The following is a 23,951-nucleotide window of genomic DNA, read 5'->3' as shown; positions in this document are numbered from 1 at the left end:
GGGCGATATCGTTCCCGCATGACGAACGCGAACATCCCTGCGGGTTGGTATGCCGACCCGCAGGGCGCCCCCCAGCAACTGCGCTGGTGGGACGGCTCCCAGTGGACCGGGCACACCCACCCGGGACACCAGCCACAGCCACCGGCCCAGACCCAGGCCCAGGCTCAGACACCGCATCCGGCGCCACCGCAGCCCGCGCAGCAAGCCCAGCCGACGGCCCGGACCGCACCGCCGGGGACCCTCCAGAAGCAGGCGCCCCAGCAGCCCGCGCACACCCCGCAGCAGGCCGCCCCCCAGCAGCCCGCCGCGCAGCCGATGCCCCAGCAGTACGCGCCGTCGCAGCAGCAGCCGGGCCAGGCCCCGTATCCGGGCGGACCGCAGGCCTGCGCGGCGCCCGCCGGGCCCGGCGGCGGGGGCCTGTTCACGGAGCCGGTGCTGGTGGTCAACCAGAAGGCCAAGCTGATCGAGGTCACCAACGAATACGGCGTCTTCGACCAGCACGGCAACACCCTCGGCACGGTCGTCCAGGTGGGCCAGAGCACGGCCAAGAAGGTGCTGCGGGTCGTCTCCAGCCTCGATCAGTACATGACCCACAAGCTGGAGATCCGCGACGCGTACGGACAGCCGCAGCTGATGCTGACCCGGCCCGCGAAGATCATCAAGTCCAAGGTGCTGGTGCAGCGGCCGGACGGGCAGCCGGTCGGCGAGATCGTGCAGCAGAACGCCATCGGGAAGATCAACTTCTCGATCATGGTCAACGGCCAGCAGATCGGCGCCATCAAGGCCGAGAACTGGCGCGCCTGGAACTTCGCCATCGTGGACCACACCGACACCGAGGTCGCCCGGATCACCAAGACCTGGGAAGGGCTGGCCAAGACGATGTTCACCACCGCGGACAACTACGTCCTGCAGATCCACCGCCAACTCCCCGACCCCCTGCTGAGCCTGGTCGTCGCCACGGCACTGACCGTCGACACCGCACTCAAGCAGGACGCCCGCGGCCTTGGCTGAGCCGCCTCGGCGCGGCCCGTACGTCCTCGGAGTCGACTCGGGCGGCTCGGGACTGCGGATCGCCCTCGCCGAGGTCGGACACCCGCTCCATCCGCCGGCCGCCCGCGCCTCGCAGGAACCGGTCCGCACCGGCGCCGTCGGCATCGACGCGACCCATTTGCTCTCCCAACTGGTGCCCGTCGCCCAGGAGTTGCTGGACGAGGCGGGCGCGGACGGCCTCGCCGCGATCTGTGTGGGCGCGGCGGGGATGGCCACGCTGGGCGACGATCTGCGCGCCCGGCTGCCCGCCGCGCTGACCGAGGCGTTCGGGGCGCACCACCTGGCGCTGGCGGCCGACGCGGTCACCGCGTACGCCGGGGCGCTGGGCCAGCGGCCGGGCGCCGTGGTCGCCGCGGGCACCGGCATGATCGCGATGGGAACGGACCTGACGGCGGCGGGCGGCTGGCGCCGCGCCGACGGCTGGGGCCATCTGCTGGGCGACTGCGGCGGTGGCGCCTGGATCGGCCGCGCCGGACTGGAGGCGGCGATGCGCGCGCACGACGGCCGGCCGGGCGGCTCGCGCGCTCTTCTGGCGTGCGCGGAGGCGGAGTTCGGGCCGGTCACCGGGCTGCCCGGTGCGCTCTATCCACGCCCGGACCGTCCCGCCGTACTGGCCTCGTTCGCGCCGGAGGTGGCCCGCTGCGCCGCCGACGCCGACCCGGTGGCCGCCGGCATCCTGGCGGACGCCGCGCGCCATATCGCCGATGCCGCGGCCGCGGTCTGCCCACCGGGCGGCCACCCCGTGGTGGCGCTGACCGGCGGCCTGTTCCGGATGGGCGAGCCACTGCTGGCCCCGGTGCGTACGGCACTCGCCGGACGGCTTCCGCACGCCCGCCGCGAGACGGCCGGCGGCAGCCCCCTGGACGGCGCTCTGGCCATCGCCGCGGCGCTGTCGGAAGACCGCCTGAAACTCCCCGTCGACCCGAAGTTGTTGCAGATCACACGCCCTATGGGGTGATGCAGCCACCATGACGCGCGGGATAAATCGGGACGGATACCTCGTCGTCGAACCCTCCCTCCGCGCGGGAGGGGTCCGAGGCGTTAGCATGCGGCGCCATGAGTTCCCCCACTGGGCCCGCACCTGGCTCGCCCTATTTTGACGCCGAATCCCCGAGCCCGGGGGCCGCACCCGGCCTGCCCGTACGAATGCCGCGCGCACGGCAATCCGGCCGCCACCGCAAGCCGGAGCCGCTCGCCGCACCCGAGGGCGCACCCGCCCTGGTGCTGGCGGTGCCCGGCATCCCCACCCCCGCCTCCCGCAGCCTGGCGGAAGAGGTTTCCAGCATCGCCCGCTCGGAGCTGCCCGGCCTCGACGCCCGGATCGGCTATGTCGACGGCGGCGACGCGGAGTTCCCGGCGCTGGAGGCCGTCCTGGCCCAGGCCGGCGCCGAGCAGAAGGAGCGGATCGGCCACGACGGGCCGGCCGACCAGCCCGCCGCGGTCGTCGTGCCGCTGCTGGCGGGTCCGGACAGTTCGCTGCTGCGCCGGATACGCCAAGCCATCATGAACAGCGGCTCCGGCGCCGATCTGACCGATGTCCTCGGCCCGCACCCGCTGCTCGCCGAAGCGCTGCACGTCCGGCTCTCCGAGGCCGGTCTGGCCCGCGCCGACCGCGCCCGCCTGTTCACCGTCGCCACCGCCGCGGACGGCATCATCCTGGCCACCGTGGGCGGCGAGGAGGCCGTGCAGGCCGCCGGGATCACCGGCATGCTGCTCTCGGCGCGGCTGGCCGTGCCGGTGCTGGCGGCCGGACTGGACGAGGAGGGCGCCATCGCCCGTACGGCGGAGCAACTGCGCAACTCCGGTTCGCAGCAGCTGGCGCTGGCCCCGTACCTGATCGGCCCCGAGCTCGCCGACGGCCTGCTGGGGGCGGCCGCGGCGGAGGCGGAGTGCGCGGCGGCGGAGGCGCTCGGCGCGTACGGCGCGGTGGGCCGGCTGGTGCTGTCGAACTATGCCGCGACGGTGGGGATCACGCTCCAGCAGGGCGCACCGGTCCGCTAGGTCGTGTCCGCAAACTCCCGTTGTTGCCCGTAGGGCGGGCTCGCGGCGTCTGGTGCACTGCACTCGCTTCGCTCGCTCCGTCTCGGCTCTTCGATGCGATCTCCGGATGCCGAGCTGCACCGCAAGGCGCAGGTGCGCCCGCAATGGGGGTCCCCCGCGCCCTTAAGGCGTGGGGGAGGTTCTCTGCGGGTGTGCCGACAACGCCGCGTGGGGTGCCCCCAGCGTTAGCTGGGGAGCGTCGCGAGCCAGGCGGGAGTTTGCGGACACGGCCTAGGACCCGTCCCAAGGGCAGACCTTCGAGGGCCGCCTCGCGCAGTGCGCGGGGCGGCCCTTCGCGTGGCTCCGTGCGGGGCAGGGCGGCGAGCGGCGCAGATGCCCCTCAGCTGCCCTGCGGTGACGCCGGGTGCGGTATGGGCGGCCGGGGCGGCGCGCGGCCGCTGACGGCCCCGTCAGGGGCCTTCCCGCCGGTCCGGCGGCTACGGTGCGGGGAGCGCGAAACCGGGCTGCGCCGGAAACCCCGGCTTCGGGCTGTCGCGCGAGACCGCCCCGAAAGGAAGCGCCATGTCGAACGCCGATGTCGTCCGCGCCTGTTTCGCGAGCTATCTCGCGCAGGACCGCGCGGCCATGGACCGGCTGCTCGCCGAGGACTTCGTCTTCACCAGCCCCCTCGATGACCACATCGACAAGGCCGCGTTCTTCGACCGCTGCTTCCCGACGGCGCACCGGCTGCGCTCCCAGGAGATCCTGGATGCCGTGCCCGCCGGCGACGACCAGGTCTTCGTCCGGTACGAGTACGAGCTCACGACCGGCGAACGCCATCGGAACGTCGAGGTGATGACGGTGCGGGAGGGCCGGGTCACCGAGACCCAGGTGTATTTCGGCGGGCGCTTCCCGCGGGGCTGACCGCGGGCCGGACGAAGAGCACGCAGGAGGCAGCCGGGGCATCGACGGATCCGGACCTGGCGGGAACGCCGGTGTTCGGGTCGAGGGTGAACCATGTGACGTCGCCGGAGCGTTCGTTGGCGGCGTAGAGATGCCGCCCGTTCGGGTGCAGTGCCAGGTCGCGGGGCCAGTGCCCGCCGCAGGGGACGGTCGTACGGAGCGTCGCGGCGTCCCCGGACGCGTCGAGGGCCAGTACGGAGATGCTGTCGTGGCCCCGGTTGGCGGCCCAGGCGAACCGGCCGTCCGGGGAGACGACCAGTTCGGAGGGGAAGGTCGCGCCCGTGACGGAATCTTCCGCGGCAGAGCCGTCCGGGAGCAGGCGGGTCTCGCCCAGTGGCGTGAGGCTTCCCCGGTCGGCGTCCCAGCGGCAGAGCGTGACCGTCGGGTCGAGTTCATTGATGACGTAGGCGCGGTCGCCTCGTGGGTGGAAGGCGAGATGGCGCGGTCCGCTGCCGGGGCGCAGCGCCACCTCGTCCCGCACGGCCAGCGCCCCGTCCGCGCCCTCGAAGGCGCATACCCGCACCGAGTCCGTACCGAGATCGACGCTGAGCAGCCAGCGGCCGCTGGGGTCGGGCAGCACGGCGTGGGCGTGCGGGCCTTCCTGGCGGTCGTCGCGGGGGCCGCTGCCCTGGTGGGGGAGCACCGCGGCGCGGTCGCCCAGGGTGCCGTCGGCCCGTACGGGGAGCGAACTGACGCTGCCGGAGCTGTAGTTGGCGGTGATGAGGTGGCCGGCGGCCAGGGTGAGGTGGGTGGGGTCGGCGCCGCCCACCGGGACCGGCGGCCCGAGCGGTTCGGGGCCCTGTGGAGTGAGGGCGAAGGCCGCCGCCGCTCCTTCGGGGAGCTCGCTGACCGCGTAGAGGTGCCGCCCGTCGGGGCCGGCGGTCAGGTAGGAGGGGTTGGGGACGGCATCGGTGGAGTGCCGAGGGACGAGCGCGCCGGTCGCCGGGTCGACGTCCGCCGTGGTGATGCCGAGGCCGCCGGCGGTCGTGAAGGAACCGATGTATGCCCGCAGGCCGTTGTCCGTCGTCCCCATGGGTCCGCCCTTCGTCCGCCGGCCGCCACGCGCCCGCCCTTGAGAGGTTCCCGGGCGACGCTAACAGCCGGGGCGCGGCGCGTGGGCGGATGGCCGATACCCACCCGTGGCGGTCGTGGCCCGGCGCGTCCTCAGGAGGCCGCGAACGGGGCGCGCGGGGAGCTGCGGACGGGCTGGGCGAGGGCGGTGAGGGCGTGTTCCAGTCCGTGCAGATGGGCCAGTGCGCGTTCGGCGCCGGGGTGGTGGTGCGGGGCCGGGGCCGGCGCGGCGGGCGCGACGGCGGGCTCCGCACCCGGCGCGAACAGGGCGCCCACGACCGTCTCGACCCGTTGGCAGGCGGCGGTCAGCCGGGCGTCGTGCGAGGCGGCCGGGTCGGCGGCGACCTCGGCCAGGCCCCTGACCTGGGCGGCGCAGTCGTCCAGGTACGTCATGACCTGGCGGGCGCGCGCCTTCCGGTGGCGGAGCGGGTTGAGCGGATGCAGCAGAGGGGCGAGCGAGAGCCGCGCCCGGGCGAGCAGCAGCTCCAGTTCGGCGACGTACGGCGAGGGGTCGGCCTCGTCGTCGCCGGCCAGTCGGCGGGCGGAGACGGCCGTGCAGTCCCGCACACAGTGCACGGCGCGCTGGATCCAGCCGTCGGTGGCGGCATGCGTGGTGACCGGCAGCACGAGCGCCACGGCCAGTGCCGCCCCGATCGCGCCGACGGCGGTCTGCTCGAAGCGCAGCGCGAGCAGACCGGGGTGCAGCACACCGAGCAGGCCGTAGAGCAGACCCGCCATGACGGTCACGAAGAACATCATCCAGCTGTAGGACGGGCCCGCGGTGTAGAAGATGCCGAAGACGCAGACGGCGACGAGGGCGGCGGTGGGGACGGGGGCGCCGTGCAGCGGGACGGCGATCAGCAGTCCGGCCGCGATGCCGGCGAGGGTGCCCAGGATGCGGCGGAAGCCGCGGACGAGGGTCTCGCCGCGCGAGGAGGTGTTGACGAAGATCCACCAGGCGGTGACCACGGCCCAGTACCAGCGGTCCGCGGACAGGATCTGGCCGATGCCCAGCGCGAAGGCGCAGGCGGCCGTCGTCTGGACCGCCTGGCGGGTGGTCGTACGGGCGAGCCCGCGGCCGGCCGGCGGCGCGGGGGCCGGCGGGAGCCGGTGGCTCCGCTCGTAGCACCAGGCGCCGAAGCGGACCGCCGAGGAGACGACCAGGGCGAGCGCGACGGCACCGCAGAGCTCGGGCAGGTGGGCCGGTACCGCACGCAGGAACTGCGCCATGAAGAACATCATGAACGCGAAGATCCCCAGGGCATGGCCGCGCGGGCCCCAGCGGCGCGCGTACACCCCGGCGCCCACGACGGCGAGGAACGCGGCGTCACGCGCCAGGGGGTGGTCGTGCAGCAGCGTCGCCAGCGCCAGCACGGGGAAGCCCACGGCCGGCAGCCATGCGGTGGTGACGGCCTGGCCGCGGACCGTGGCGTCGGTGACGGTGAAGAGCGCGAGCAGCGCCGCGAGGCCGCCCGCGATGGCCGCGAGGAGGGAATGCCCGGCGAGGCCCGAGAGCGTCACGGCCGGTGCGATGCCGAGAACCGCTCGGGCCGCGCTGCGCAGCCGCAGCCGTCCCGGGTCCGGGGCGACGAACATCCTCTTCAGCACGGCGTGACCGCTCCTTGGCGCTTCTCCATGAAAAAGGCGCCGCGGAATCCGCAGCGCCATCGACGGGAAGATCACACCATCCGGACGCCACTTGGCTCAACAGGCGTCGGAATCCCTGGGCCATTGGCACAGCGGCGCACCACTACGGTGCGCCGACTGTAGGCCAACGGACCACCGGCGTCCGGCACGCGGCCGCCGGGCGGGATGTTGACGGCTCCCCTAGCCGCAGTCGCAGCAGCTGCAGCAGTCACAGCAATCGCAGCCACTGCCGTCGCCGCAGCAGTCGCAGCCGCCGCAATCGCCGCAGTCACAGCAGTCACAGTCCGAGCAGCACCCCTCGCGCTTCTTCCGCGACCAGGGCCCCTCGTAGTGGTTGGCGCAGCACATCTGGCAGGTGCAGCACAGCCCGATGAAGGCCGCGCATCCGGCGAGGAAGCCGCGGGGCTTCTTCGGCTGGTGCGGGAACTGCGGCGTCCCGCCCTCCCCGCCGCCCGAGCCGCCTCCGTGCCCCCCATGGCCGCCGCCGGTACCGCCCGGCGGCACCGGGCCGTCGATGTACGGGGCCTGGGGACCGTTCAGCTGCTGCCCCTGGACGTAGGGGCCGCCGGCCGGCGCCTGCCCGTACTGCGGGTGCCCGCCGTACTGGGGAGGCTGCCCCTGGCCCGGCGCCCCGTGCCCCTGGTGGGCGCAGGTGGCCGTCCCGAAGGCGCGGTCGACCGAGCGCCGCAGTTCGTGCGCCAGCAGCACATGCACCAGGGCGGAGTCGGCGAACTCCACATCGCGCAGCGCGAGGCGGATGCCGTGCACGGCGTCGTCGCACAGCCGGCGGGCCTGCGCGGTGGTGGCGCCGGTGGCGGTGAGCGGGTTCCAGGCGCCTTCGGCGGCGTCGGTGGCGCGGTCCTCCACGGCGTCGAGGAGGTGCGCCAGCCGCCCGAAGAGCCGGCCGGCCTCGGCCAGCGGCGCGGCGTTGCCCGGCCGGCCCGCGAGGACGGCGGTGTGCGCGAAGGCCGCGGCGGTGGCGGTCTCGGTCGGTTCGGTGATGACCGTCAGCGGGGTGCCGGGTCCGGCCAGCTGCTCTATGCCCACCTGGCGGTCGACCGCGTCGACGAGCAGGGCGGTGTCGAAGCCGAGCGTGGCACCGGTGCGCGCCCCGGCCCGGTCCCAGCCCGCGGCGACCTTGCGCGCCGCGGCGGCCACCGGGCGGCGGCGCAGCAGTCCGTTCCGGTCGGCGACGTGGTCGCGTATCTTCGCCGAGGCGAGGACGAGGGAGACCGAGGCCGCCAGCCGCGCGCCCTCCCCCTTCGCCACCGAGGCGGTGCGCATGCCGCGCAGCGGGCAGGGCCCGGCGGTACGGCGAGCGGCGTCCGCCGTGCCGGTCTGAGCGTCCGTCAGTACGGACACGATCAGCCCGTCATAGTTCGTGACGACCCGGGCGAACTGCCCGTGATCGGCCCGCAGCGCGAGGCAGAGGCCACACAGATGCGCCATCCACTCCGCCTTGAGCCCCTCGGACAGGCGATGGGAACAGGGCCTGACAATTCCGAACAATGTGGAAACCCCCCGTAAGACAACGTCGGCATGGGCCGAGGTAGGTCGGCAGCCGGACGAAAATCTACCGGGCGCACCAGCTGACCTGCACACACCCCTCGCGCCGGTTCCGCGTGACTGACATGTCGTCAGATCGCTGGCCGCGGCGCCATTGGTACAGTCCAGAGGACCGCCGCCCCGCGACCGTGAGGATCCCGTCCGACCATGCCCGTCGACGCCCTGGACGCCAAGATTCTCCGGCTGCTCCTGGAGCAGCCGCGCACCAGCGTGCGGGAGTACGCCCGGGTGCTCGGGGTGGCGCGCGGGACCGTGCAGGCGCGGCTGGACCGGATGGAGCGGGACGGGGTGATCACGGCGTACGGTCCCCGGCTGTCGCCCGCGGCGCTCGGGCACCCCGTACTGGCCTTCGTGCACATCGAGGTGACACAGGGGCATCTGGAGGAAGTGGCCGCCGCGCTGGCGCAGGTGCCGCAGATCATCGAGGCGTTCTCGACGACCGGCGGCGGGGATCTGCTGACCCGGGTGGTGGCCCGGGACGCGGCGCATCTGGAGGATGTGGTCCAGCGGCTGATCAGCATCCCCGGCGTGGTCCGCACCCGTACGGAGATGGCGCTGCGGGAGCGGGTGCCGCACCGCATGCTGCCGCTGGTCGAGTCGGTGGGCGGCGCGGCGGCGTCACGGTGAACGACACGGCGGGCTCGGCATGCTGAACGGCATGAGCGACTTCCCCGGCCACCGGCCGCCGCCCGCCGCTCCCGCCGCGCTCACTCCGGTGATCTTTGACCTCGACGGCACACTGGTCGACAGCGAACCGAACTACTACGAGGCGGGGCGGCGGCTGCTGGCCGGCTACGGGGTGACGGACTTCGGCTGGGAGCACCACGCCCGCTTCATCGGCATCGGGACGCGCGAAACGCTGGAGATCCTCAGCCGGGAGTTCGCCCTCGACGCCCCGGTCGAGGAGCTGTTGGCGGCCAAGAACCGGCTCTATCTGGAGCTGGCGCGCACGCACACCGAGGTGTTCCCGCAGATGCGGGAGTTCGTGGCGCGGCTGCACGCGGCCGGGCATCCGATGGCGGTGGCCTCCGGCTCGTCGCGGGCCGCGATCGAGGCGGTGCTCGCCGGTACGGGGCTGGATGCGCTGCTGACCACGGCGGTGTCGGCGGAGGAGGTGGCGCGCGGCAAGCCGGAGCCCGATGTGTTCCTGGAGGCCGCGCGCCGGATGGGCGTGCCGCCCGGAACGTGTGTGGTGCTCGAGGACGCGCCGCCCGGCGCGGTGGCGGCACACCGGGCGGGGATGCGGTGCATGGCAGTTCCCTACCTGGCGGACACCGCCGACGACCCGGCGTTCGCGCGCGCCGCGCTGCTGTTCAGGGGCGGCCAGGCGGAGTTCACGGCGGCGGCCGCGTACGACTGGCTCGGGCGGTCCGCGCGGTCATAGCGGTCCGGGCGGCGGGCCCGCCGCGGCACTCGGTAACAGGCGGTGACTCCCGGCGGTGAGACGTACGTCTCAAGGGAGGTGGAGCAACCCCCGGGCCTCCGACGCGGTCTCCCCCACCAGCACCGGGAACACAGTTGGTCACCTTGCGGCTACTAAAGGCTGATCAATTGTCAAATTTCGATTTAACCCGGTCGAAAAGCATACTTCGGGCTTTACATGCCCATGCCAGAACACGCAGGGTGTGCGCGGGGTCTCCCGATCCCCGCGGCGCGCAACAGCGCCGCGCGTAGGGGCGGTTGGTGAGCCGGCCGCCCCCCTGTGCACAAAGGACCCACATCAGTGCGTAGACCCCACATACGCAGCCTGGCGATAGCCGTCGCCGTGACGACGGCCGCGACCGTCACGGCAGGCGTGGCAGGCACCGCCGCTGCCACCCCCTCGGTCACCAAGGGCTCAGCTCCCGCCGCTTCCCCCTCGCATGCGGCCGTCGTGGACGCGGCCCGCGCCGCCGCGTACGCCCACGCCGCCGCCACCGGCGTCGGCAAGAAGGACCAACTGCAGGCCACGGACCTGCTGGTCGACCCGGACGGCAAACAGCACGTCCGCTTCGTGCGCACCCACCGCGGCCTGCCGGTGCTCGGCGGTGACCTCGTCGTCCACCTGGACGCCAAGTCGGCCTATCTGGACGTGACCCGGGCGTCCCGGCGGGGCGTCGAGGTGGCGTCCACCAGCCCGAAGCTGTCGGCCGGGCAGGCCGAGACGAAGGCCGCCGCCGCGGCGCAGGGCCGGGCCGGTACGGCCGAGCTGGTCGTGGACGCCCGCGCGGACCGCACCGCGCTGGCCTACCAGGTGGAGGTGAGCGACAGCCGCGCCGACGAGGCCGGTGGCGTCCGTACGGTCGTCGTCGACGCCGCCACGGGATCCGTGCTCAGCAACATCCCGGCCAACGACTCCTTCCTGTCGCCCGCCGTCCAGAAGAAGCTGCGCAAGCGGGGCGAGAGGCTCAGCCCCACGACCGGGCTGACCGGCACCGCCGCCCCGGCCACCACGGGCAAGGCCGCCAAGGCCTACCCGGGCGCGGCCGCCGGTACCGGCTCGTCCCTCTTCGTCGGCAAGGTGCCGCTCTCCACCACCCAGACCGCGAAGAACGCCTTCACGCTGAAGGATTCCACCCGCGGCAAGACCGAGACCCGCGACGCGGGCGGCAAGGAACTGGAGAAGTTCGCCGACGGCAAGGCGTTCACCAGCACCACCAACCGCTGGGGCAACGGCACGACCACCAACCGCGCCACCGCCGCCGTCGACGCCCAGTACGGCATAACGAGCACCCTGGACTTCTACAAGAAGACCTTCGGGCGCAAGGGCATCAAGAACGACGGCCGCGGCGCCCACGCCCTGGTGCACTTCGGCAAGAACGTCGGCAACGCCTTCTGGTCCTCCGACTGCGGCTGCATGCTCTACGGCGACGGTGACGGCAAGACCTTCACCAAGCCGCTGGTCGTCCTGGACGTCACCGGTCACGAGCTCACCCACGGCGTCGTGGACGCGACCGCGGGCCTCCAGCCCACCCGCGTCGACGAGGAGGGCAACCAGTTCGGCGAGCCGGGCGCCCTCAACGAGTCGCTGGCGGACATCTTCGGCAGCTCGGTGGAGTTCTCCGCCAACAACCCGAAGAACCCGCCCAATTACCTGATGGGCGAGAAGCTCGGCCTCCAGCAGAAGTTCCTGCGCCGGCTGGACAAGCCGTCCCTCGACAAGCTCGAGGGCACCGTCGACTACTGGTCGAAGGAGTCCTACGACACCGAGGTGCACGCCGGCTCCGGCGTCTCCTCCCACGCCTACTACCTGCTGGCCGAGGGCAGCGGCAAGAAGGTGATCGGCGGCGTCGCGTACGACTCCGCGACCTTCGACGGCTCCACCGTGACCGGCATCGGCCGGACCAAGGCGACGGCGATCTACTACCGGGCGCTGACCCGGTACATGGTCTCCACGACCGACTTCCACGACGCCCGGACGGCGACCCTCAAGGCCGCGAAGGACCTCTACGGGGCCAACAGCACCGAGTACAAGACGGTGAACAAGTCGTGGGCCGCCGTGAACGTCACGGCCGCCAACGCGCCTGCCGCCAAGCACTGACCGCGATCCGGCCACCGGTGCCCCCGTCCTCCTCGGCGGGGGCACCGTGAGTTACCTGCCACGGCGGCACCAGGACAGGGAACCCACGGTCCGGCGGAAAACCGGCGGACTCATTGACGAACAACGATGACCGTCGCGCTCACCGGCGCGCATCGCTGACATCGGGCGCGGCCCCGGCGTCCTGCCCGCTCACCACGTCCTGGATCAGCGCGACGCGGGAGAGCAGCACGGCGCCCCACAGCACCAGCGCGACACCCAGCGCCTCCGGGAGCAGCCACCAGCCGGTCCGCACGCGCTCGTCGAAGAGGGTGACGCCCAAAGACAGGCTGACCAGCGCGTCCCCGAGGGTGAGCACCGGCTGGGAGGCGGTCAGCGGGCCGGACTGCATGGCGTTCTCCATGAGGAACAGCGCCAGCACACCCACGACGGCGAACCCATAGGTCTGCCAGGCCAGGAAGAACTCGCCGGGGCCGCCGGTCTGCCAGGCGTGTGTCGCGTCCTTCATCAGGGCGGCGGTCAGCGCATAGGCGACGGCGGTCGACGCTCCGAAGGCGGCCGCCCGTACCGCGCCCGCCGGCCGGCGCAGCGCCACGCCGACGGCCACGACGATCACCGCGCCGCAGGCCACCAGCGCGCCGATCCAGCGGTCGAGCGGCGCATGGGTGGTGCCGACGGTCGGCGCGGCCGCCGCGAGCGCGGCGCCCAGCCCGACCACCAGCAGCGCCACACCCCACCGGCCGCGGCGCGAGACCCGCCCGCCGAGGAGTACGCGCCCGATGAGCAGCGCGAGCGGCAGCTCCAGTACGAACAGCGGCTGCACCACCGACAGTGCTCCCAGCGACAGCGCGGTCGCCTGGAAAGCGGCAGCGGCGACGACCGCGAGCATCCCGCAGAGCCACACCGCGCGGTGCAGCAGATCCACCAGCAGGCCCAGCCGCAGCCCCGGCGCCAGCGGCACCGTACGGGCCGCGCGCCGCTGCAACACCGTGGCCAGCGCATTGCTGGCCGCCGCGAGCAGCGCGAACAGGACTGCCGGCCACATGGCGCCCGCCACCACCTCCTCACCGCGCCCCCCGTTCCGACGCTAACCGGAGGGGGGACGGGGCGCCTGGCGGGCGTGCGGGTGCGGTCGGCCGGTGTTCCTGGTGCGCGGCTGCGGCCGGCCGGTGCTCAGGCGCGCGGGGCCGTCGGTCAGTGTTCCTGGGCGGTCGGCCGCACCATGATCTCGTTGATGGCCACATGCGGCGGCTGAGTGATCATGAAGCTGATGGAGCGGGCGACGTCCTCCGCCCGCAGCCAGCTCCGCTGCGGCATCCCGAACGCCGACTCGCCGCCGATCGTCATCTCCGTCGTCGTCATCCCCGGCTCGACCAGCCCGACCCGTACGCCGCGCCCGGTCACCTCCTGGCGCAGGGACTCGCTGAACGAGCACACCGCGTGCTTGGTGGCCGAATAGACGCTGTTGTTCTTACGGGCCAGCCGCCCGGCGACCGAGCTGACGGTCACCAGGTCGGCGACGCCGCGCGGGCCGTCCTCCGCCGCGCGCAGCAGATGCGGCAGCGCGGCGTGCGACAGATGCAACACGGCCTTGAGATTGAGATCGACCATCCGTTCCCAGTCGTCGAGGTCGCTCTCCTCCACGGCGGCGCGCGCTCCGTATCCCGCGTTGTTCACCACCACGTCCAGCCGGCCGAAGTGGCGCACCGCTTCCTCGACCACCCGCCGCGCCTGCGCGGGAACACCCAGGTCGGCGGTCAGCGGCAGCGCCGACGCGCCCTGCGTGCCGATCGCGTCGCCCAGCTCCGTCAGCCGGTCGGTGCGGCGCGCGACCAGCACCAGGGAACACCCCAGCCGGGCGAGCGACAGCGCCGCCGCCTCGCCGATCCCGCTGGAGGCGCCGGTGACCAGGGCGACGCCGCCCGCCAGCGGCTTGTCCGGGCCGTCGGCCGGGGTGTGGTTCGACTCCGTGGCATTCATGGCGTACGTATACCTCCGGTGATCGGCCCGTACGCCCCGAATCTCGCCCCATGGGCCACCTGCGCGGCCCGACGGCCTCTCTGCCGCGTCAGTTCAGCCCGAGCGACTTGCAGGCGGAGGCGAGGTCCTTCGTGCAAATCCAGTCGGTCGGGACGGCTCCGTCGCGGATCACGGTGTCCTCCAGATTCTTCCGGGTGACGACCTGCGCGTTGAAGAGCTTGGCCGGGATGCCGGACTTGCTCTTGCTGTCGGCCGTCGTCGAGGTGAAGGACTTGATGCTCTTGCCCCGCAGCAGGCGGAAGGCGATCTCCGCGGCGGTTTCGGCCTCCGGCCTGACCTGCTTGTAAATGGTGAACGACTGCGTACCGCTCACCAGGCGCTGCAGAGCGGGGAGTTCGGCGTCCTGACCACCGAGCGGCACATTCTTGAGACCGGCCGACTTCAGCGCTTCGGCGGCTCCGCCGGCCATCCCGTCATTGGCCGAGTAGACGGCGTCGAAACCGGCCGGACCGCGGTCCTTGATGACCTCGCTCAGCTTCTTCCCGGCCTCCGTCGCCGACCACTCGGGAATGTCCTTCTCGTAGACGATCTTATGGACCTTGCCGTCGAGAACTTCGTGGGCGCCCTTCTTGAAGTACGGGGCATTCGGATCGGTCGGCGAGCCGTTCAGCATGACGACATCGGCACTCGCCGCCTGGGACCCGAGGGCGGCGAGGAGCGCCTTGCCCTGCAGCTGGCCGATCTTCTCGTTGTCGTAGGAGACATAGGCCGCGACATCGCCCTCGGCGAGCCGGTCGTACGCGATGACCTTGACGCCCTTCTTGGCCGCCGCATCCACCCAGCTCTTGGCGGCCTGGGCGTCGACCGGGTCCAGAATGATGACCTTGACGCCCTTCTTCACGAGGGCCTCGAACTGCGCCTTCTGGACGCCCACTTGGGAGCCGGCATTGCGGTAGTCCACTTTGCATTCGAGGCAGAGCGTGGATATCCGGCTCGAGATGATGCGGCGGTCGAATGACTCGTAGCGGGCCGCTTTGTTCTCCGGCAGGAGCAGCCCTATGGACTCCTCCTGGGTACCCGTGTCGCCCCCGCTTCCGCAGGCCGCCAATGGCACGGCGAGCGACATTGTCATTGCACCGGTGATTATACGACGCAGTGCTGCATTCATTTCAGGTACCTCCGCAAGGGGCCGCCCTGACCGGCCCGGAACGGCTGAAAGTGAACGTCACCGCCACCCACATCGTCAAGAATCGAAGCAGGAACGATGCGAAAGCGAGCCGTGCGTTGACAATCCGAAGACACGCGGCGCGGCCGCCCTTACGCCGTCCCGTAAGTGTGCCGTATTTCGCGAATCTTCTCCACGGAGCCGACCAATTCATCCTGTTTGGGCAAATGCCGCACTGCGCCCTATTGCTCCGGATCAATGCTGACATACGCGCCTACGGATGAGCGACCGCAGGCGGTCCGCTTCGAGCGGTATATCCCGTTCGGTCGCATCAGGAAGCCCCAGGCCACGCCCGGCCCCAGTCGGTACGCGCCGACGCCTCCGGTCGCCGGACCGCTGCGAGCGACGCGCACGCCGTCCCGCTACGGCCTGCCCACTGACTTCCGGCCCGTCGGCCAGGACACGCCAAGCCCCTCGGCCGTCGGCACCGTCAACCCGCGTTCCGCCAAGGCGTGGAACCGGAGGCATTCAGCGGCGTGAAGGCCACGGGAAGGTGTGCCAGACCACGCACGAAGGGCCCGTGCCGCCATTCCAGGTCTGCGTAGGGGACCGTCAAACGGACGTCGGAGAGCAGGGCGGTGAGTCTCTCGATGGCCGTGGTGGCGATCAACAGCGCGTGCCGGGGGACGGGACAGGCGTGCGGCCCGGCGCTCCAGGACAGATGGGCGCCGCCTCCCGAAGATCCTGGCTGCGCCTGGCCGAATTGGGTGTTGGCCGCGGCGAAGGAGATCAGCACCAGCTGGCCGGCGCGCAGCCACGTTCCGTGGAAGAGGAGGTCCCGCTTGGGGTAGTGCCAGGCATAGTTGGCCAATGGCGGCTCATGGTGAAAGACGTCCCGGATGGCGTCGGTGGGGGTGAGGGAGCCGTTGGTCAAGGTTTTGTAGTAGCGGTCGTCGGAGAGCATCCGCGCCAGGGCGTTACCGATGAGGTGGGCGGTCGGCTCGTATCCGGCACCGATCGCCAGGGCGATCTGATGAGCGACCTCCGCGTCACTCAGACCCTTCGGGTGCTCCAGGAACCAGGAGGTCAGGTCCTGGCCCGGGTTGCGCTTCTTGGACTCCGTCAGCTCAGCCAGGAAGGCATCGTAGGCGGCCGCTGCCGCCGCGGCGTCGGCGCTGGCCTCCATCACACCGGCCAGCGCGGTGATCAGCCGGCTGCTGGACTCGTCCGGGAGCCCGACGAGGCGGTTGAACAGCAGCAGCGGTAACTGCGCCGCATATTCTTCGATGAGGTCGGCCGTTCCCGTCCCGCCGAATCGGTGGATGAGACTGTCGGCCAGCTCGTGCACCTGACGCCGCATCACATGCGGCTCGATCCTGTTGAATCCGTCAGCTATGACCTGACGGTAACGGTTGTGCTCCTCGCCGTCGCGGTGCAGCGGATTCGGGCGGTCGGCCAGCATCGGAAAGACCGGGGAATCAGGGGCGATGGTCTGCGCCCAGCTGCGCGAATCCTTCGTCCAGACGCCTTCCCGGTTCTGGAGCACATCGAGTGCGGCCCGGTATTCCGTCACCAGCATCGCGTGCACTCGCGGCGCGATCTCGACGGGGGCCAGCGCCCCGTACGTGCGCAGCCGGTCGTAGGTCGCATGCGGGTGGGCTGCGAAGTCGTCACCGTAGAGGGGGACGGGCTCGAGGCCGTGTTGCGGCGTTATCGGTGGTGCGGGAGCGCCGGGTGGGACGTATGCCATGTGAGCTTTTTCCTCGTGTCACGGGTCAAGTCAGGTCAGGTCAGGCCAGGCCAGATCGAGTCAGACCGATCGAGCCAGGTCAGGTCAGGTCAGGTCAGGTCAGGGAGATCATCAGGGAGTGCGTAGTGTCGACGAAGAACGTCGACGCGGGTTCCGGCTCGATGTCCTCGGCCAGGGCCAGCGAGGGAAAGCGGTCGAAGAGCGCGGCGAGCGCGATCTCACCCTCCGCTCGGGCCAGCGGGGCGCCGATGCAGTGGTGGATGCCGTGCCCGAACGCCAGGTGGGCCTGCCGGGGGCGGTCGATGTCGAACGCTTCGGCTTCATCGTGCAGCTGCCGATCGCGGGCGAGCGCACCGATCGCGATCATCACCGGCTCTCCGGCCCGGACGGTGACCCCTTCGACGGCGATGTCTTCCAGCGCGAACCGGAAGAAGAGCTCCTTGACCGGAGGACGGTGGCGCAGCGATTCCTCGACCACGGCCGGCCATTTCCGGTGATCACTGCGCACCGCGGCGAGCTGATCCGGGTGGGAGCACAGCTGCCGGACCGCGTTGACCAGCAAAGTGGCCGTTGTCTCGTGCCCACTGGCCACCATCAGCAGCAACGTGCTGAGCAGCTCCTCATCGCTGAGCGGGCCGTGCTCCTGGTTGCGGGCGGCGACCAGTGCGCTGGTGAGGTCTTCTCCCGGTGAACTCCGCTTCTCGTCGATGAGAGCGCCGAGCAGTCGCTGGAACTCCTCGTGCATCGCCGCCAGTTGTTCGGGCGGGGCGGTGGTGTCGACGCCCGCCTCCGTGAGCTCCTGGAAGCGGCGGGCCGTGTGGGGGTCGGCGATGCCGAACATCTCCCGGAAGATCGTCATCGGGAGCGGGACGGCGAACTGCGCCTTGAGGTCGACCGTTTGCCCGGGCGGCAGCGCTGCCAGCTCGTCCAGCAGACCGGCGGTTATCTCCGCTATCCGGGGACGCAACGCCTCGATGGGGCGGGCCTTGAACGCCTGGCCCAGCAGGGCGCGCAGTCGTGAGTGATCCGGCGGATCGGCCGTGAGCATGTTCCGCCCGGCCAGGAACAGCAGGGCGGGCCAGCTCGCGGAGACCTCACCGCGCCGCCAGGCGCCCCAGTGCTCGATCGAGTGGGACAGCCGGCCGTCCAGCAGCAGCCTGCGGGCCGGCTCATACCGGGTCACCACCCAGACCGGCACCTCACCGGGGACAGTGACCGGCACGATCGGTCCCTCGGCGAGCAGGGCGTCGTTCGCCTTGCCGACGTCGCGCTCCCGCGGGGCAATGGACAGGACGGGCCGTGCGAGGCTGTGAGGCAAAACAACAACTCCCTGAGCAGCGACTGGCGTTACCGGTTGCGCGTCCCCTTGCCCCCGGCCCCTTGCATAGGACAGCACCATAGGGTGCAGTGGATCTTCAGTTGGTCCATTGCGAAGGATTGCTACCGGCGGCCTGCGCGGCGAACTCCAGCCTGGCGTCCACGACGACGCGCCCGTGCCGCACCCTGGCGCCGTCCGTGGCCGGCCTCGGCGAAGGGCAGACCGGGCCGCGGCGCCCCTCGGCCGCCCCCACGCCCCCGGAACCCCACCCCCCGTACCAAGATGCGATCTCCGCCTTCTGGGCGTGCGATGGATGAGGGGGTGTTGTCGGCAACTCTGGAGGCGGCACGTGGCCATGCAACACGGTACGGACAAGACGGGCCCCGCGCGGGACGACGTCATGAAGAAGGAGCTGCGCGCGGAACTGACCAGGGATCGTTCCCTGCGCACGGCCGAGGAGCGAGAACTCCAGCCGGCCGGCGAGGACCAGCCCGAGACGGCTCAGGCGCCTGGCATCGCGTTCCGGGGCGGGCCGCCGCACGGAATGTCGCAAGAGGACGTCGCCGTGCGCTCCGAACTCGCGCAGCACCTCGGCCGGAGCATGTATCCGGCCGATCGGCTCGCCATCGTCGAGAAGCTCGTGCGGGACAACGCACCGGACCGGTTGATCTCCCTGGCCGAGAAGCTCCCGGAAGGGGAGCGGTACGGGAATGTGCAGAGCATTGCGGAGTCCCTGGGGCTCGGCACGGAAGACCGCCGCGACTGATCGCGGATGCATTTTCCGAGCCTATTTCCTGAACGGGTTACCGAACGTCCGCTGAATGCCGTCAAGAATGAGCTTTCCGCGCGTCGGCGTGGTATGAGGTAAGCGCACCTGGCAGGGCATTTGAGTACGATTATCACCTGCCCTCTCTGCTGACGAACGGGAGCGCCGATGGCACGGATTCAGCGGGACTTGCGGCGGGCTCTGCCACGGGACTCCCCAAGCGGGGAGGAGCACAAAGACCGATCCATTCCCGGCCGGGTGGTTTTGCGCTGGATGACCACCACCGACCACAAGGTCATCGGCAACATGTACATGGTGACCGCTTTCGCATTCTTCCTGCTGGGCGGGATGCTGGCCATGTTGATGCGGGCGGAGCTGATGCGTCCGGGCCTCCAGATCGTATCGAACGAACAGTACAATCAGCTTTTCACCGTTCATGGCACCGTCATGATGCTGCTGTTCGCGACGCCGATGTTCGCAGGCTTCGCCAATGCGGTGATGCCCCTCCAGATCGGCTCGCCGGACGTGGCTTTCCCGCGGCTGAATGCGTTTACCTACTGGGTTTTTCTGCTCGGTGGCACCATGGTGGTTTCCGGGTTTCTGGTCCCCGGCGGGGCCGCTTCGTTCGGCTGGTTTGCCTATGCGCCCCTGAACGGGCCGGTGTTCTCCCCCGGCAAGGGGGCGGATCTGTGGACCATGGGCCTGGTGGTCGCCGGACTGAGCACGATTTTGGGTGCGGTGAACTTCATCGCCACCATCGTGTGCCTACGCGCTCCCGGCATGACGATGTTCCGCATGCCGATCTTCACCTGGAACGTACTCTTCACGTCCATTCTCGCCCTGCTGGCATTTCCCGTGCTGACCGCCGCGCTGCTCGTCCTGGAAGCGGACCGAAAGTTCGGCGCGCATGTCTTCGACGCCGCGTATGGGGGTGCGCTGCTGTGGCAGCACATGTTCTGGTTCTTCGGGCACCCCGAGGTATATATCGTGGCGCTTCCGTTCTTCGGCGTCATCACCGAAATCATTCCGGTATTCAGCCGGAAACCCGTCTTCGGATACGTCGGCATGGTCGGCGCGACCATCGCCATCACGATGCTCTCCGCTTCGGTCTGGGCGCACCACATGTTCGCCACCGGGGCCGTGCTGCTGCCCTTCTTCTCCGTGATGTCCTTTCTCATCGCAGTGCCGACCGGAGTGAAATTTTTCAACTGGATCGGAACCATGTGGGGTGGCAGTCTCTCGTTCGAGACGCCCATGCTGTGGAGTATCGGGTTTCTGGTGTCGTTCCTGCTGGGCGGGCTGAGCGGGGTGCTCATCGCCTCTCCCCCGCTGGATTTTCACGTCACCGACAGCTATTTCATCGTGGCGCATCTGCATTACGTGCTGTTCGGCACGGTGGCGTTCGCGATGTTCGGCGGGTTTTATTTCTGGTGGCCGAAGTGGACCGGGAAGATGCTCGACGAGAGACTGGGGAAGGTTCATTTCTGGACCCTGTTCATCGGGTTCCAGGGCACGTTCCTGGTGCAGCACTGGCTGGGCGAGATGGGTATGCCCCGCCGATACGCGAACTATCTGACCGCCGACGGTTTCACCATGTTGAACACCATTTCCTCGGCCAGCTCCTTCCTCCTGGGGGCCTCGACGCTGCCGTTCCTGTTCAACGTCTGGCGCACCCGCAAATATGCACCCAAGGTGGAGATGGACGACCCCTGGGGATTTGGCCGGTCTCTCGAATGGGCGACCTCCTGCCCGCCACCGCGCCATAACTTTCACACCCTGCCGCGGGTGCGCTCCGACTCCCCGGCATTCGACCTGCACCATCCCGAGGTGGGGTTGGGAGCCGCCGGCCCGGCCCTGACCGGCGGCCCGGGTGCGGGCGATACGCCCACCCCCGACACCCTGAGCGAGTGAGCCGGTGAAAATCGAGACCTATCTGTTCGGCGGCGTCGCCCTCTTCTTCGCCGTGACCTCGTTCGGCTATGCGTGGTGGTCGGACCGGGAACCGGCGGGAACGGCCGCGCTGATCTTCGCTTTCATCATGTCGTCGCTCGTCTGCTTCTTCTTTTTCATGCAGCACCGCAGACGCGGCACCCGTCCCGAAGACCACAAGGACGCCGAGGTGCAACAGCGCTCCGGTCCCCTGGACTTCTTTCCGCCGCACAGCGGATACCCGCTGCTCACCGCCGTGGGCTTCACCGTCGCTGCGCTCGGCGTGGTCTACGGGGCATGGCTGTTCCTGATCGGCGTGGGGCTGCTGGGCTCCGGCGTGTTCGGCTTTGTGTTCCAGTTCGGGGAGCGCGACGGCTGACGCATGCATACGCACTCGTCGATCGCCAACCGGCAATCACACATCACTCACCGTAATTCCGCCATCGGTACTCAGTCGTGCGGCTGTGCGTTCAGCGCGGCGATCTTCTCGCGCTGCTCCGGCGTCGCCGGCATCTCCACCTGGTCGCGGTAGTACCACCGGCTCAGCGCGGCCCGCAGCCGGTCCTGCCGGGAAAGTCCCGCCGCCCCGGCGGGGCCGAATTCCAGGGGGTCCGGGTCCGACCGTGCGAGGAGCGTGTGCCGCTCCCGGGAGGCCATCGCCCGACGCCCCTCGGACAGGTCGCCGTAGATCGACTGGCTCACCAGGCCCGTTTCGTCGCCCTCGATCAGTCGCTCACGCTCCCGCCGCTGCAGCGCCAGACAGATCCACTTGGTGAGGAAGAACGCCAGCGGCGGCCCGACCACGACCGCCGCCCGGAAGATCCAGGTCAGGGCGTTGACCGACAGCTCGAAGCCGAACGCGATGACGTCGTTGCCACCGGCCAGCAAAAGCACCGCATAGCCGACGATGGCGGCCACCCCCAGCCCGGTGCGGGTGTGGCGTTCACGCGGTCGGTCGCACAGATGGTGTTCACCGCGGTCGCCGGTCACCCACCGTTCGAAGAAGGGGTACGCGTACAGCGCCATGAACAGCACCCCGGGCAGGACCACGGCGGGCAGGAACACATTCCACATGATGGTGTGGCCCCACAGATGGGTTTCCCACGGCGGCATCATGCGCATCGCCCCCTCAAGGAACCCTACGTACCAGTCGGGTTGAGCATCCGTGGACACCTGGTCCGCACGGAACGGGCCGTAATTCCAGATGGGGTTGATCTGGGCCACCGCGCCGAGCACTGCCGTGCATCCGAAGACGATGAGGAACAGCCCGGTCGACTTGGCGAGCCACTGCGGGATCATCGGCTGCCCCATGACGTTGCTGTTCGTTCTGCCCGGCCCGCGCCACTGCGTGTGTTTGAGGAAGACCACGAGGATGAGATGGGCCGTCACCATGGCGATCAGAATCCCGGGAACCAGCAGAATGTGGACCGTGTAGAGGCGCGGAATGATCTGCTGTCCGGGATATTCACCGCCGAAGGCGAAGAACGACAGATACGTGCCCACGATCGGAATGGATCCGATGATGGTGTCCGCGGTGCGCAGGCCGGTGCCGGAGAGCAGGTCATCGGGGAGCGAGTAGCCGCAGAAGCCCTCCAGCAGCGCGAGCAGAAAAAGCGTCACTCCGATCATCCAGTTGCCTTCGCGCGGCCGGCGAAAGGCGCCGGTGAAGAAGATACGCAGCATATGCACGCCGACGGACGCCACAAACGTCAGTGCCGCCCAATGGTGGATCTGCCGGATCAGCAGCCCGCCCCGCACATCGAAGCTCAGCCGCAGCGTGGAGGCATAGGCCTGGGTCATGCGGGTGCCGTGCAGCGGGCCGTACGAGCCGTGATAGGTGCTCTCCGCCATGACCGGGTCGAAGAAGAGCGTCAGGAACACACCCGTGAGCACGAGCACCAGCAGGCTGTACAGCGCCAGTTCGCCGAGGAAGAACGCCCAGTGGTCCGGGAACGCCTTGCGCAGCAGCTTCCCCGCGTCGGCCGCCGGAAGCCGTTCATCAAGGCGGTGAAATCCGCGTTCGGCCGCTCGCCCAGCCCTCGATCGAAGGCTTTCTTCACGCTTGCGGAAAGGCATGCACAGTGCTCCCTCGTCATCGCGGCAGCCGCCGGCCGCCGCCTCGGCCTTGCGGATGACTAACCGTTATCGGGAGCGCTCAAGCGGACGCATCACGCGTCTGGTTGTCATTTCCTGGTCCCGTAGTGGTGCCGGGCCCAGGCGGGGAGCACAAACCAGCACAGCGCGAACCATGCCACGAGCCCGGCGACGATCCACGGCACGACGTCGTCGTTCATGGCAATGCGCAGAATGAGCAGGATCGCGGAGGTGACGGTGGCCAGAAGGAGAACGATCCCCACGATGGTCAGCCGCGATGCCCAGATCACCATTTCCGGCTTGATATGGCGGCCGGTCACGAACCGATGGAAGGTCACCGGGCCGATCAGGGCGCCCGTTGTGGCGGCACCGAGGAGGACCGTGACCACATAGATGCTCTTGTCGGTCGCGCTGAGAGTGGCAAACCTCGGCGTAAAGACGACGGTGAGGAGGAATCCGAACAGAATTTGCACTCCGGTCTGCGTGACCCGGACCTCCTGCAGAATGTCGGTCCAGCGGCGGTCGGCCCGCTCTTCGTCGGACTCATGCCGGCCATGTACACGATGCGGCGAATCACGATCCGGATGCGGGTGGGAATGCGGATCCGGCTCCATACGACCTCCCGGCGACAGTCCGTGCCTTTCGCGCGCCGCGGTCCCGGCCCGTCACGCGATGCCATCCCGCACGCGACGGCTACCCGGACGGATGGGCCCGGGAACCGGCTCAGCCGTCGACCGTCACCTCGAACTCCTCCGAGACGGCGCCCTCGGCAGTGACGAGAAAGGTGACGGTGCCCGCCGCGTCGCCCGCCACGAGCGGCGGCGTCTGCGCGTATCCCTGGGCGTCGGTGGGCGCGGTGACATTGGTTCGGTCGCCTTCGAAAAGGGCCTGCTGGGTCATGGCCTCCCAGGAGAACGTCACCGGGGCATCGGACACCGGGTTCCCGGTCCGGCTGTCGACCAGCCGGACCTTCAGCGGCTGCGCAAAGGTCTGATGGGGACGGGCGTGCTGCCCCGTTCCGCCGGCCGGCTGAATGGTCAGCGTGTGGTCCGAGCCCGCTTTCGCCCGCATACCGCCTCCTGGCTGAAAGATCTTGTTGATGGCACGGCGCCCGGATTCCTTCCCGGGGATGCCGGTGATCGTAAGCACGGCGCC

General features: G+C 70.3%; 21 protein-coding genes. 10 read left to right on the top strand and 11 right to left on the bottom strand.

The window, feature by feature from the left end; translation table 11 throughout:
- The first annotated feature begins 18 nt into the window (after window positions 1–18).
- From ACIRPT_RS02425 to ACIRPT_RS02410, 4 genes are all read left to right on the top strand, one after another.
- The gene (locus ACIRPT_RS02425; protein ID WP_403820972.1) at window positions 19–1,011 is read left to right on the top strand and encodes a phospholipid scramblase-related protein; all 993 of its coding nucleotides are present in this window, start codon (window positions 19–21) and stop codon (window positions 1,009–1,011) included.
- Entirely contained in the window at window positions 1,004–2,008 is a 1,005-nt protein-coding gene (locus ACIRPT_RS02420) for an N-acetylglucosamine kinase (protein ID WP_403820969.1), read from the top strand. The genes ACIRPT_RS02425 and ACIRPT_RS02420 overlap by 8 nt, the downstream gene beginning before the upstream one ends.
- A gap of 98 nt (window positions 2,009–2,106) precedes the next feature.
- Window positions 2,107–3,051: a sirohydrochlorin chelatase gene (locus ACIRPT_RS02415; protein WP_403820966.1), complete on the top strand. Its 945-nt coding sequence runs from the start codon at window positions 2,107–2,109 to the stop codon at window positions 3,049–3,051.
- A 561-nt stretch (window positions 3,052–3,612) separates the two neighbouring features.
- A complete protein-coding gene (locus tag ACIRPT_RS02410) occupies window positions 3,613–3,954 on the top strand; it encodes a nuclear transport factor 2 family protein (protein WP_403820963.1) in 342 nt (113 codons plus the stop codon).
- Here the strand turns inward: ACIRPT_RS02410 and ACIRPT_RS02405 are convergent.
- The 3 genes from ACIRPT_RS02405 to ACIRPT_RS02395 all read right to left on the bottom strand — a co-directional run bounded on the left by ACIRPT_RS02405 (window position 3,908) and on the right by ACIRPT_RS02395 (window position 8,220).
- The gene (locus ACIRPT_RS02405; protein ID WP_403820961.1) at window positions 3,908–5,026 is read right to left on the bottom strand and encodes a lactonase family protein; all 1,119 of its coding nucleotides are present in this window, start codon (window positions 5,024–5,026) and stop codon (window positions 3,908–3,910) included. The genes ACIRPT_RS02410 and ACIRPT_RS02405 overlap by 47 nt on opposite strands.
- Before the next feature lie 131 nt (window positions 5,027–5,157).
- Complete coding sequence (locus ACIRPT_RS02400) at window positions 5,158–6,660, bottom strand: FUSC family protein (protein ID WP_403821759.1); 1,503 nt, start codon at window positions 6,658–6,660, stop codon at window positions 5,158–5,160.
- Between the two features lie 231 nt (window positions 6,661–6,891).
- Window positions 6,892–8,220 (bottom strand): DUF5685 family protein, encoded by a 1,329-nt coding sequence (locus ACIRPT_RS02395; protein ID WP_403820958.1) that lies wholly within the window; start codon window positions 8,218–8,220, stop codon window positions 6,892–6,894.
- 204 nt (window positions 8,221–8,424) lie between these two features.
- Between ACIRPT_RS02395 and ACIRPT_RS02390 the strand changes: the two genes are divergently transcribed.
- From ACIRPT_RS02390 to ACIRPT_RS02380, 3 genes are all read left to right on the top strand, one after another.
- On the top strand, window positions 8,425–8,904 hold the full coding sequence (locus ACIRPT_RS02390) for an Lrp/AsnC family transcriptional regulator (RefSeq protein WP_403820955.1): 480 nt from the start codon (window positions 8,425–8,427) through the stop codon (window positions 8,902–8,904).
- Window positions 8,905–8,935: 31 nt separating this feature from the next.
- On the top strand, window positions 8,936–9,661 hold the full coding sequence (locus tag ACIRPT_RS02385) for an HAD family hydrolase (RefSeq protein ID WP_403820952.1): 726 nt from the start codon (window positions 8,936–8,938) through the stop codon (window positions 9,659–9,661).
- 339 nt (window positions 9,662–10,000) lie between these two features.
- Window positions 10,001–11,797 (top strand): M4 family metallopeptidase, encoded by a 1,797-nt coding sequence (locus tag ACIRPT_RS02380; RefSeq protein ID WP_403820949.1) that lies wholly within the window; start codon window positions 10,001–10,003, stop codon window positions 11,795–11,797.
- A gap of 139 nt (window positions 11,798–11,936) precedes the next feature.
- On the opposite strand, the gene ACIRPT_RS02375 is transcribed toward ACIRPT_RS02380, so the two are convergent.
- From ACIRPT_RS02375 to ACIRPT_RS02355, 5 genes are all read right to left on the bottom strand, one after another.
- Window positions 11,937–12,839 carry a DMT family transporter gene (locus ACIRPT_RS02375; protein WP_403820947.1) on the bottom strand — a complete coding sequence of 301 codons (903 nt, stop codon included), beginning with the start codon at window positions 12,837–12,839 and terminating at the stop codon, window positions 11,937–11,939.
- A gap of 149 nt (window positions 12,840–12,988) precedes the next feature.
- Entirely contained in the window at window positions 12,989–13,774 is a 786-nt protein-coding gene (locus ACIRPT_RS02370; protein WP_403820944.1) for an SDR family oxidoreductase, read from the bottom strand.
- Between the two features lie 88 nt (window positions 13,775–13,862).
- On the bottom strand, window positions 13,863–14,942 hold the full coding sequence (locus ACIRPT_RS02365) for a sugar ABC transporter substrate-binding protein (RefSeq protein WP_403820941.1): 1,080 nt from the start codon (window positions 14,940–14,942) through the stop codon (window positions 13,863–13,865).
- 487 nt (window positions 14,943–15,429) lie between these two features.
- On the bottom strand, window positions 15,430–16,689 hold the full coding sequence (locus ACIRPT_RS02360) for a cytochrome P450 (RefSeq protein ID WP_403820939.1): 1,260 nt from the start codon (window positions 16,687–16,689) through the stop codon (window positions 15,430–15,432).
- Window positions 16,690–16,783: 94 nt separating this feature from the next.
- Window positions 16,784–18,007 (bottom strand): cytochrome P450, encoded by a 1,224-nt coding sequence (locus tag ACIRPT_RS02355; RefSeq protein ID WP_403820936.1) that lies wholly within the window; start codon window positions 18,005–18,007, stop codon window positions 16,784–16,786.
- A 349-nt stretch (window positions 18,008–18,356) separates the two neighbouring features.
- On the opposite strand from ACIRPT_RS02355, the gene ACIRPT_RS02350 reads away from it, so the two are divergent.
- The 3 genes from ACIRPT_RS02350 to ACIRPT_RS02340 all read left to right on the top strand — a co-directional run bounded on the left by ACIRPT_RS02350 (window position 18,357) and on the right by ACIRPT_RS02340 (window position 21,081).
- Window positions 18,357–18,773 carry a DUF2795 domain-containing protein gene (locus ACIRPT_RS02350; RefSeq protein WP_403498300.1) on the top strand — a complete coding sequence of 139 codons (417 nt, stop codon included), beginning with the start codon at window positions 18,357–18,359 and terminating at the stop codon, window positions 18,771–18,773.
- Between the two features lie 168 nt (window positions 18,774–18,941).
- Window positions 18,942–20,684, top strand: a complete 1,743-nt coding sequence (gene ctaD / locus ACIRPT_RS02345) for a cytochrome c oxidase subunit I (RefSeq protein WP_403820932.1) — start codon at window positions 18,942–18,944, stop codon at window positions 20,682–20,684.
- Between the two features lie 4 nt (window positions 20,685–20,688).
- Entirely contained in the window at window positions 20,689–21,081 is a 393-nt protein-coding gene (locus tag ACIRPT_RS02340; RefSeq protein ID WP_403498296.1) for a cytochrome c oxidase subunit 4, read from the top strand.
- A gap of 71 nt (window positions 21,082–21,152) precedes the next feature.
- On the opposite strand, the gene ACIRPT_RS02335 is transcribed toward ACIRPT_RS02340, so the two are convergent.
- The 3 genes from ACIRPT_RS02335 to ACIRPT_RS02325 all read right to left on the bottom strand — a co-directional run bounded on the left by ACIRPT_RS02335 (window position 21,153) and on the right by ACIRPT_RS02325 (window position 23,867).
- On the bottom strand, window positions 21,153–22,778 hold the full coding sequence (locus ACIRPT_RS02335; protein ID WP_403820929.1) for a cytochrome bc complex cytochrome b subunit: 1,626 nt from the start codon (window positions 22,776–22,778) through the stop codon (window positions 21,153–21,155).
- Window positions 22,779–22,885: 107 nt separating this feature from the next.
- The gene (locus ACIRPT_RS02330) at window positions 22,886–23,410 is read right to left on the bottom strand and encodes a DUF6328 family protein (RefSeq protein ID WP_403820926.1); all 525 of its coding nucleotides are present in this window, start codon (window positions 23,408–23,410) and stop codon (window positions 22,886–22,888) included.
- Window positions 23,411–23,519: 109 nt separating this feature from the next.
- A complete protein-coding gene (locus ACIRPT_RS02325) occupies window positions 23,520–23,867 on the bottom strand; it encodes an Ig domain-containing protein (RefSeq protein ID WP_403820923.1) in 348 nt (115 codons plus the stop codon).
- Between the last annotated feature and the right edge of the window lie 84 nt (window positions 23,868–23,951).

This window comes from Streptomyces sp. NPDC101227, assembly GCF_044767545.1.
Lineage (GTDB): Bacteria > Actinomycetota > Actinomycetes > Streptomycetales > Streptomycetaceae > Streptomyces.
Note: the sequence above shows the minus strand (reverse complement) of the source record. Positions and strands in the feature narration are given on the sequence as shown.

Bases quoted from the DNA above. Each gene is read 5' to 3' on its own strand.
- ACIRPT_RS02335 (WP_403820929.1), bottom strand. From the start codon at position 22,778: ATGCCTTTCCGCAAGCGTGAAGAAAGCCTTCGATCGAGGGCTGGGCGA.
- ACIRPT_RS02415 (WP_403820966.1), top strand. From the start codon at position 2,107: ATGAGTTCCCCCACTGGGCCCGCACCTGGCTCGCCCTATTTTGACGCC.
- ACIRPT_RS02365 (WP_403820941.1), bottom strand. From the start codon at position 14,942: ATGAATGCAGCACTGCGTCGTATAATCACCGGTGCAATGACAATGTCG.
- ACIRPT_RS02390 (WP_403820955.1), top strand. From the start codon at position 8,425: ATGCCCGTCGACGCCCTGGACGCCAAGATTCTCCGGCTGCTCCTGGAG.
- ACIRPT_RS02385 (WP_403820952.1), top strand. From the start codon at position 8,936: ATGAGCGACTTCCCCGGCCACCGGCCGCCGCCCGCCGCTCCCGCCGCG.
- ACIRPT_RS02330 (WP_403820926.1), bottom strand. From the start codon at position 23,410: ATGGAGCCGGATCCGCATTCCCACCCGCATCCGGATCGTGATTCGCCG.
- ACIRPT_RS02410 (WP_403820963.1), top strand. From the start codon at position 3,613: ATGTCGAACGCCGATGTCGTCCGCGCCTGTTTCGCGAGCTATCTCGCG.
- ACIRPT_RS02325 (WP_403820923.1), bottom strand. From the start codon at position 23,867: ATGCGGGCGAAAGCGGGCTCGGACCACACGCTGACCATTCAGCCGGCC.
- ACIRPT_RS02405 (WP_403820961.1), bottom strand. From the start codon at position 5,026: ATGGGGACGACGGACAACGGCCTGCGGGCATACATCGGTTCCTTCACG.
- ACIRPT_RS02400 (WP_403821759.1), bottom strand. From the start codon at position 6,660: ATGTTCGTCGCCCCGGACCCGGGACGGCTGCGGCTGCGCAGCGCGGCC.
- ACIRPT_RS02360 (WP_403820939.1), bottom strand. From the start codon at position 16,689: ATGGCATACGTCCCACCCGGCGCTCCCGCACCACCGATAACGCCGCAA.
- ACIRPT_RS02375 (WP_403820947.1), bottom strand. From the start codon at position 12,839: ATGTGGCCGGCAGTCCTGTTCGCGCTGCTCGCGGCGGCCAGCAATGCG.
- ACIRPT_RS02370 (WP_403820944.1), bottom strand. From the start codon at position 13,774: ATGAATGCCACGGAGTCGAACCACACCCCGGCCGACGGCCCGGACAAG.
- ACIRPT_RS02425 (WP_403820972.1), top strand. From the start codon at position 19: ATGACGAACGCGAACATCCCTGCGGGTTGGTATGCCGACCCGCAGGGC.
- ctaD (WP_403820932.1), top strand. From the start codon at position 18,942: ATGGCACGGATTCAGCGGGACTTGCGGCGGGCTCTGCCACGGGACTCC.